The sequence below is a fragment of the Ornithinibacter sp. genome (assembly GCF_035443565.1).
Taxonomy (GTDB): Bacteria; Actinomycetota; Actinomycetes; order Actinomycetales; family Dermatophilaceae; genus Fodinibacter.
In genome coordinates this window covers 21,521-28,363 of sequence record NZ_DAORSO010000014.1, presented here as the reverse complement: position 1 = coordinate 28,363, position 6,843 = coordinate 21,521, and the positions used below count along the sequence as shown (strand labels likewise).

General features: G+C 69.5%; 7 protein-coding genes. 3 read left to right on the top strand and 4 right to left on the bottom strand.

What is annotated here, in order from left to right:
• The 4 genes from PLL68_RS03325 to glgA all read right to left on the bottom strand — a co-directional run.
• A partial coding sequence (locus PLL68_RS03325) for an SPFH domain-containing protein (RefSeq protein WP_324531628.1) occupies nucleotides 1–899 on the bottom strand: 899 nt, incomplete at its 3' end.
• 12 nt (nucleotides 900–911) lie between these two features.
• Nucleotides 912–1,379 (bottom strand): NfeD family protein, encoded by a 468-nt coding sequence (locus tag PLL68_RS03320; RefSeq protein WP_324531626.1) that lies wholly within the window; start codon nucleotides 1,377–1,379, stop codon nucleotides 912–914.
• A gap of 72 nt (nucleotides 1,380–1,451) precedes the next feature.
• Complete coding sequence (locus tag PLL68_RS03315; RefSeq protein ID WP_324531624.1) at nucleotides 1,452–2,234, bottom strand: ABC transporter ATP-binding protein; 783 nt, start codon at nucleotides 2,232–2,234, stop codon at nucleotides 1,452–1,454.
• 20 nt (nucleotides 2,235–2,254) lie between these two features.
• Nucleotides 2,255–3,463: a glycogen synthase gene (gene glgA / locus PLL68_RS03310; RefSeq protein ID WP_324531623.1), complete on the bottom strand. Its 1,209-nt coding sequence runs from the start codon at nucleotides 3,461–3,463 to the stop codon at nucleotides 2,255–2,257.
• Nucleotides 3,464–3,525: 62 nt separating this feature from the next.
• Between glgA and glgC the strand changes: the two genes are divergently transcribed.
• The 3 genes from glgC to serB are packed head-to-tail and all read left to right on the top strand — an operon-like array spanning nucleotide 3,526 to nucleotide 6,840.
• Entirely contained in the window at nucleotides 3,526–4,779 is a 1,254-nt protein-coding gene (glgC, locus tag PLL68_RS03305; protein ID WP_324531621.1) for a glucose-1-phosphate adenylyltransferase, read from the top strand.
• Nucleotides 4,776–5,591 carry an LLM class F420-dependent oxidoreductase gene (locus PLL68_RS03300; RefSeq protein WP_324531619.1) on the top strand — a complete coding sequence of 272 codons (816 nt, stop codon included), beginning with the start codon at nucleotides 4,776–4,778 and terminating at the stop codon, nucleotides 5,589–5,591. The genes glgC and PLL68_RS03300 overlap by 4 nt, the downstream gene beginning before the upstream one ends.
• A gap of 10 nt (nucleotides 5,592–5,601) precedes the next feature.
• A complete protein-coding gene (gene serB / locus PLL68_RS03295) occupies nucleotides 5,602–6,840 on the top strand; it encodes a phosphoserine phosphatase SerB (protein WP_324531618.1) in 1,239 nt (412 codons plus the stop codon).
• Nucleotides 6,841–6,843 lie beyond the last annotated feature (3 nt).

Sequence of the window (6,843 nt, the reverse complement as noted above, 5' to 3'; positions counted from 1 at the left end):
TCGCCGCCGTCGAAGCCGCCCTGGCCGCGGCCGAGCATGCCCCCGATGCCCTTGAGGGCGTCGGTCAGCTCGCTCGGGATGATCCACATCTTGTTCGCATCGCCACGGGCGATCTGCGGCAGCACCTGGAGGTACTGGTAGGCGAGCAGCTTCTGCGTCGGCTTGCCCCGGTGGATGGCGTCGAAGACCTGCTGGATGGCACGCGCCTGGCCCTGGGCTTCGAGGATGCGGGCCTGGGCCGAGCCCTCGGCGCGCAGGATCTGGCTCTGCTTCTCACCCTCGGCGGTGAGGATCTGGCTGGCCTTGGTGCCCTCGGCGGTGAGGATGATGGCCCGGCGCTCGCGCTCGGCCTTCATCTGCTTCTCCATCGACTCCTGGATGGACTGCGGCGGGTCGATCGCCTTGAGCTCGACCCGGTTGACCCGGATGCCCCACTTGCCGGTGGCCTCGTCGAGCACCCCGCGCAGCTGTCCGTTGATCTGGTCGCGGCTGGTCAGCGTCTGCTCGAGGTCGAGGGAACCGATGACGTTGCGCAGCGTGGTGACGGTGAGCTGCTCGATGCCCTGGATGAAGTTCGCGATCTCGTACACGGCCGACTTGGGCTCGATCACCTGGTAGTAGATGACCGTGTCGATGCTGACGACGAGGTTGTCGCTCGTGATGACGGGCTGCGGCGGGAAGGACACGACCTGCTCGCGCAGGTCGATGTTGGCTCGCACCAGGTCGACGAACGGCACGAGGATGTGCAGGCCGCCCTCGAGGGTGCGCGAGTAGCGACCGAGTCGCTCGATGATCAGCGCGGTCTGCTGCGGGACGATGCGCACCGTGCGGACGAGCACGATGATCGCGAAGGCCGCCAGCAGCAGCAGGACCACCAGGGGGAAGATGCCGTCTGGCATGGGGTCAACCTTTCACTGGACGTCAGAGGTCGGGGCGGGCGCCACGATCGCGGTGGCTCCGTGGATGGCGATGACACGGACTTCCTCGCCAGGGCCGACGGTCGACGTGGCGCCGGCCGCGAGGCGGGCCGACCAGGTCTCGCCAGCGAGCTTGATCCGGCCGTCGCTGTCGGTGACCGCCTGGAGCACGCGGGCTGATCGGCCGACGAGGGACGACGCCCCGATCTGGTGGTCGACTTCGCCATCCATGAACTGGCGCTTGACGATCGGCCGCACCGTGAAGAGCAGCAGGATGCCGGTGGCCACGGCCACGACGACCTGGACCGGGAACGAGGCCCCGAGACCGGCAGCGACGGCGCCGGCGAGGGCCCCGCCCGCGAACATGATGAACACGAAGTCGACGGTGGCCGCCTCGACCGCGGCGAGCACCAGGGCGATACCGAGCCAGGCGAGCCAGAAGTTCTCGGTCAGCCAGTCCATGGTGTGACCTGCCTTTCGTGGTGGGTGCTCACGCGATGGACGTGAACCCGGGACCGCCGGTGTCCTTCGAGGTTACCGAGCGCGAGCGGCATAACGGTCCCCCCGGACCTCGAGCTCCAACGGCATCCCGAACGTGGCCTCGAGGTTCTGTTCGGTGAGAGTGATCTCGATCGGCCCCTGGGCGACGATTCGCCCCTCGCGCATGAGGAGCACGTCGGTGAAGTGCGGTGGCACCTCCTCGACGTGGTGCGTCACGAGCACGATGGCGGGTGCCGCCAGGTCCCCCGCGAGCTGGCCCAACCGCCGCACCAGGTCTTCCCGTCCTCCGAGGTCCAGGCCGGCGGCGGGCTCGTCGAGCAGCATGAGCTCGGGGTCGGTCATCAGCGCCCGAGCGATCTGGACCCGCTTGCGCTCCCCCTCCGACAACGTGCCGAAGTGTCGGTTGGCGAGGTGGCTGGCGCCCAGCGCCTCGAGCAGCTCGTCGGCGCGTCCCTCGTCCATCCGGTCGTAGGCCTCGCGCCAGCGGCCGACCACGCCGTAGGAAGCGGTGACGACGACGTCTCGCACCCGCTCACGCGGCGGGATGCGCTCGGCCAGAGCCGCAGAGGCGAGACCGATGCGGGGTCGCAGCTCGAAGACGTCGACGGTGCCGAGCACCTCACCGAGAATGCCGACCACGCCGCTGGTCGGGTGGATGCGGGCTGACGCCAGCTGGAGCAGGGTGGTCTTGCCGGCGCCGTTGGGTCCGAGGACCACCCAACGCTGACCCTCCTCGACCTCCCAGCTGACGTCGTCGAGGATCACGGTGTCCCCGCGCACGACGCTCACGCCGGCCAGCGCCAGGACATCACTCATGCCCTGAACCCTAACCCTCGTCAGCTGCCGAGCTGCCGCCGCCTCAGCACGTCCAGGTACACCTGGTGGGTCTGGTCGCCGATCGAGCCCCACGAGAAGGACTCCACGGCCCGGCGTCGGCCGGCCAGCCCCATCCGTTCGGCGCGGGCGGCGTCGCTCACGGCATCCGTCATGGCTGCGGCGAGGTCTGCGACGAACCGGTCCGGGTCGACCGGGGTGCCCGTACCGTCCTGGACCTGCTCGATCGGCACCAACCAACCGGTCTCGCCGTGCACGACGACCTCGGGGATGCCGCCCGTCGCCGTGGCGACCACCGGCAGCTCGCAGGCCATCGCCTCGAGGTTGACGATGCCGAGCGGTTCGTAGACGGAGGGGCACACGAAGACGGTGGCGCTGCTCAACATCGCGACGACCTCGTTGCGGGGCAACATCGTCGGCACCCACACGACCCCGTCCCGGGTCTCGCGCAGGGTCTCGATGAGGGATTCGACCTCGGCCATGATCTCGGGCGTGTCGGGGGCCCCGGCGAGCAGGACGAGCTGCACCTCGGGCGGCAGCTCGGCCGCGGCGCGCAGCAGGTACGGCAGGCCCTTCTGGCGGGTGATGCGCCCCACGAAGATGATGCTCGGCCGGTCGGGGTCGACCCCGTGGCGACGCACGACGTCCTCGTCGACGGCGCGCTGCCAGAGCTCGGAGTCGATGCCGTTGTGCACGACCTTGACCCGCTCGGGATCCACCGAGGGGTAGGAGCGCAGGATGTCCTCGCGCATTCCGGCGCTCACCGCGATCACGGCATCGGCCGCCTCGTACGCCGTCTTCTCCACCCACGACGAGACGCGGTAGCCGCCGCCGAGCTGTTCGGCCTTCCACGGCCGCATCGGCTCGAGGCTGTGGGCCGTCAGCACGTGCGGGATGTCGCCCATGAGGCTCGCGAGGTGGCCGCCCATGTTGGCGTACCAGGTGTGCGAGTGCACGAGGTCGGCACCCTCACACGCTGCGGCGAGGGAGAGGTCGACCCCGAGGGTCGTCAGGGCCGCGTTGGCCCCGGTCAGCTCGGTGAGGTCGGGGTGGCCCGTGGTGCCGTCCTCCTCGCGAGGGTGACCGAAAGCGTGCACGCGCACGTCGAGATCACCTCGCGCTCGCAAGGCGCTGACGAGCTCGGTCACGTGGACGCCCGCTCCTCCGTAGATGGCGGGTGGGTACTCCTTGGACAGGATGTCGATGCGCACGAATGCCACCTTAGTGAGACACGAGGTTCCCGGCGAGGGGTGTTTCCCCTACGGTGTGCGACATGGCGTACCGCAGCGGAGGTCCGAAGGTTCTGGTCATCGTTCTCGCGGGTGGGGAAGGAAAGCGGCTGATGCCGCTCACCGCCGACCGAGCGAAACCGGCAGTGCCGTTCGGCGGCATCTATCGACTCATCGACTTCGCACTCTCCAACGTCGTCAATTCGGGCTACCTGAAGATCGTCGTGCTGACCCAGTACAAGTCGCACAGCCTCGACCGGCACGTCACGAGGACCTGGCGCATGTCGACGATGCTCGGCAACTACGTGGCCCCCATCCCCGCCCAGCAGCGCATCGACAAGTCCTGGTACCAGGGCAGCGCGGACGCGATCTTCCAGAGCTTCAACACCATCACGGACGAGAAGCCCGACATCGTGGTCGTCGTCGGTGCCGACCACGTCTACCGCATGGACTTCTCGCAGATGGTCGAGCAGCACGTCGAGACGGGTGCCGGGGTCACCGTGGCCGCGATCCGTCAGCCCATCGAGACGGCTGACCAGTTCGGCGTCATCGACGTCGTCCCCGACGACCCGATGAAGATCCGCGCCTTCCTCGAGAAGCCGACCGACCCCGACGGTCTGCCCGACTCCCCCGGCGAGATCCTCGCGAGCATGGGCAACTACGTCTTCGACGCGGACGTCCTCATGGAGACCGTGAGGGCCGACGCGACCCTCGACGGCTCGAAGCACGACATGGGCGGTGACATCGTCCCGGCCCTGGTCGAGCAGGGCGCGGCGTACACCTACGACTTCAAGAACAACGTCATCCCCGGCGGCACCGAGCGCGACATGGGCTACTGGCGCGACGTCGGCTCGATGGACTCGTACTACGACGCCCACATGGACCTGGTGTCCATCCACCCCGTGTTCAACCTCTACAACTTCGACTGGCCGATCTACACGTCGTACGGGCCCTACCCGCCGGCGAAGTTCGTCCACGGCCACCACGGCCGCTTCGGTGAGGCGCTGAACTCCGCGGTCTCCCCCGGTGTCGTCATCTCCGGGGCGCGGGTCAACGACTCGGTCATCTCCCCCGACGTGCGCGTCCACAGCTACACCGAGATCGACGCCAGCGTCATCCTCGACAGCGTGAAGATCGGCCGCCACTGCCGGATCAGGAAGACCATCATCGACAAGAGCGTGACGATCCCCGATGGCACGTCGATCGGCTACGACAAGGACCACGACATCGCCCGTGGCTTCTCGGTGACCGACTCCGGCATCACCGTCGTCGGCAAGGGCCAGGTCGTCACCCCGTGACGGCACCGGAGCACACGATCCGGATCGGGGCCCAGCTCCAGCCCCAGCACGCCTCCTACGCCGACATCCGGCGTGCCTGCGCCGAGCTCGAGGAGCTCGGCGTGGACGTGCTGTTCAACTGGGACCACTTCTACCCCCTGCACGGTGACCCCGACGGTGCGCACTTCGAGTGCTGGACGATGCTCGCCGCCTGGGCCGAGGCGACCGAGCGGGTCGAGATCGGCGCCCTCGTCACGTGCAACAGCTACCGCAACCCCCAGCTGTTGGCCGACATGGCGCGCACCGTCGACCACATCAGCGACGGCCGGCTGATCCTCGGGATCGGATCCGGGTGGTTCGAACGGGACTACGACGAGTACGGCTACGAGTTCGGCACCGCCGGGGGGCGGCTCGACGCCCTCGCACGCGACCTCCCCCTCATCCGGTCGCGCTGGGCGCAGCTGAACCCGGCTCCGACCCGGGACATCCCGGTTCTCATCGGCGGTGGCGGCGAGAGGAAGACGCTGCGCATCGTCGCCGAGCACGCCACGATCTGGCACGGCTTCGGCTCCCCCGACACGATCGCCCACAAGCACCGCGTCCTCGACGAGTGGTGCGCCCGGATCGGGCGCGACCCGAACGAGATCGAGCGGTCCGCGGGCGTGGCGCCCACGCCGGGACGGCTGCCCGAGGACGTCGGTGACTACGCGGCATCCGCGCAGTCCCTGTACGACGTGGGCACCCGCCTGTTCACCGTGGGCCTCAACGGGCCGGACTACGACCCCGGACCGGTCCGTGACCTCGTCGCATGGCGCGACGCCCACGCTCGGTAACCTCTGCAGGGTGTCCCTCCCCGTGACCGAAGCGCCCGTGGCGCCACAGTTCGACCCCGATGCCCGCACCCTGCTCGTCACCCTCAACGGTGACGATCGACCCGGCGTCACCAAGGAGCTGTTCGAGGCAGCGTCGACGGTGGGTGCCGAGGTGCTCGACCTCGAGCAGGTCGTGGTCCGCGGGCACCTGGCCCTGTCGGTGCTGCTCTCCCCCGGCCGCGACGAGAACGTGCTCGTCGACCGGATCACCCGAGCGGGTCGCGCAGCCGGGATGCGGGTGGAGATCGAGGCGGGCCGCGGGGACAACGCGCCCCGCCGCACTGGGCGTGCCGCCGTCGTCGTCATGGGCGCGCCCCTGGAGACCCACCAGGTTGCGGCCGTCGCCGCGACGATCGCCGACCACGGCGCCAACATCGACCGCATCCGCCGGCTCTCACGGTTCCCGGTGACCACCGTCGAGCTCGACGTCTCCGGTGCGAACCTGGCAGACCTGCGCCAGCACCTCGCCCTGGTCTCGCACGAGGTGGGCGCCGACATCGCCGTGGCACCGGCCGGGCTCGCCCGGCGCGGTGGCCGCCTCGTCGTCATGGACGTCGACTCCACCCTCATCCAGGACGAGGTCATCGAGCTCCTCGCCGAACACGCCGGCCGGGCCGCAGAGGTCGCCAGCGTCACCGAGGCCGCGATGCGCGGCGAGCTCGACTTCACCGAGAGCCTGCACGCCCGGGTCGCGACGCTCGCGGGGCTGCCCGTCTCCGTGCTCGATGACGTCCGGGACGCCGTGCGGCTCACTCCGGGTGCGCGAACCCTCGTGCGCACCCTCAAGCGGCTCGGGTTCACCGTGGCGGTCGTCTCCGGCGGGTTCACCGAGGTCATCGAGCCGGTCGCCCGTGAGCTCGGGATCGATCACGTGCGCGCCAACCGTCTCGAGGTCGTCGACGGAGCGCTCACCGGTCGCGTCCTCGGAGCAGTCGTCGACCGGGCGGGCAAGGCGGAGGCCCTGCGGGAGTTCGCGGCCCTCGAGGGCCTGCCCCTGACCCGCACGGTGGCCATCGGTGACGGGGCGAACGACCTCGACATGCTGGCAGCCGCCGGTCTCGGGGTCGCCTTCAACGCCAAGCCGCTCGTGCGGCGGCAGGCCGATGCGTCGCTCACCGTTCCCTACCTGGATGCCGTGCTCTTCCTCCTCGGGATCTCCCGAGAGGAGATCGAGGATGCCGACGCGGACGACACCGCCCCACTAGGCTGACGC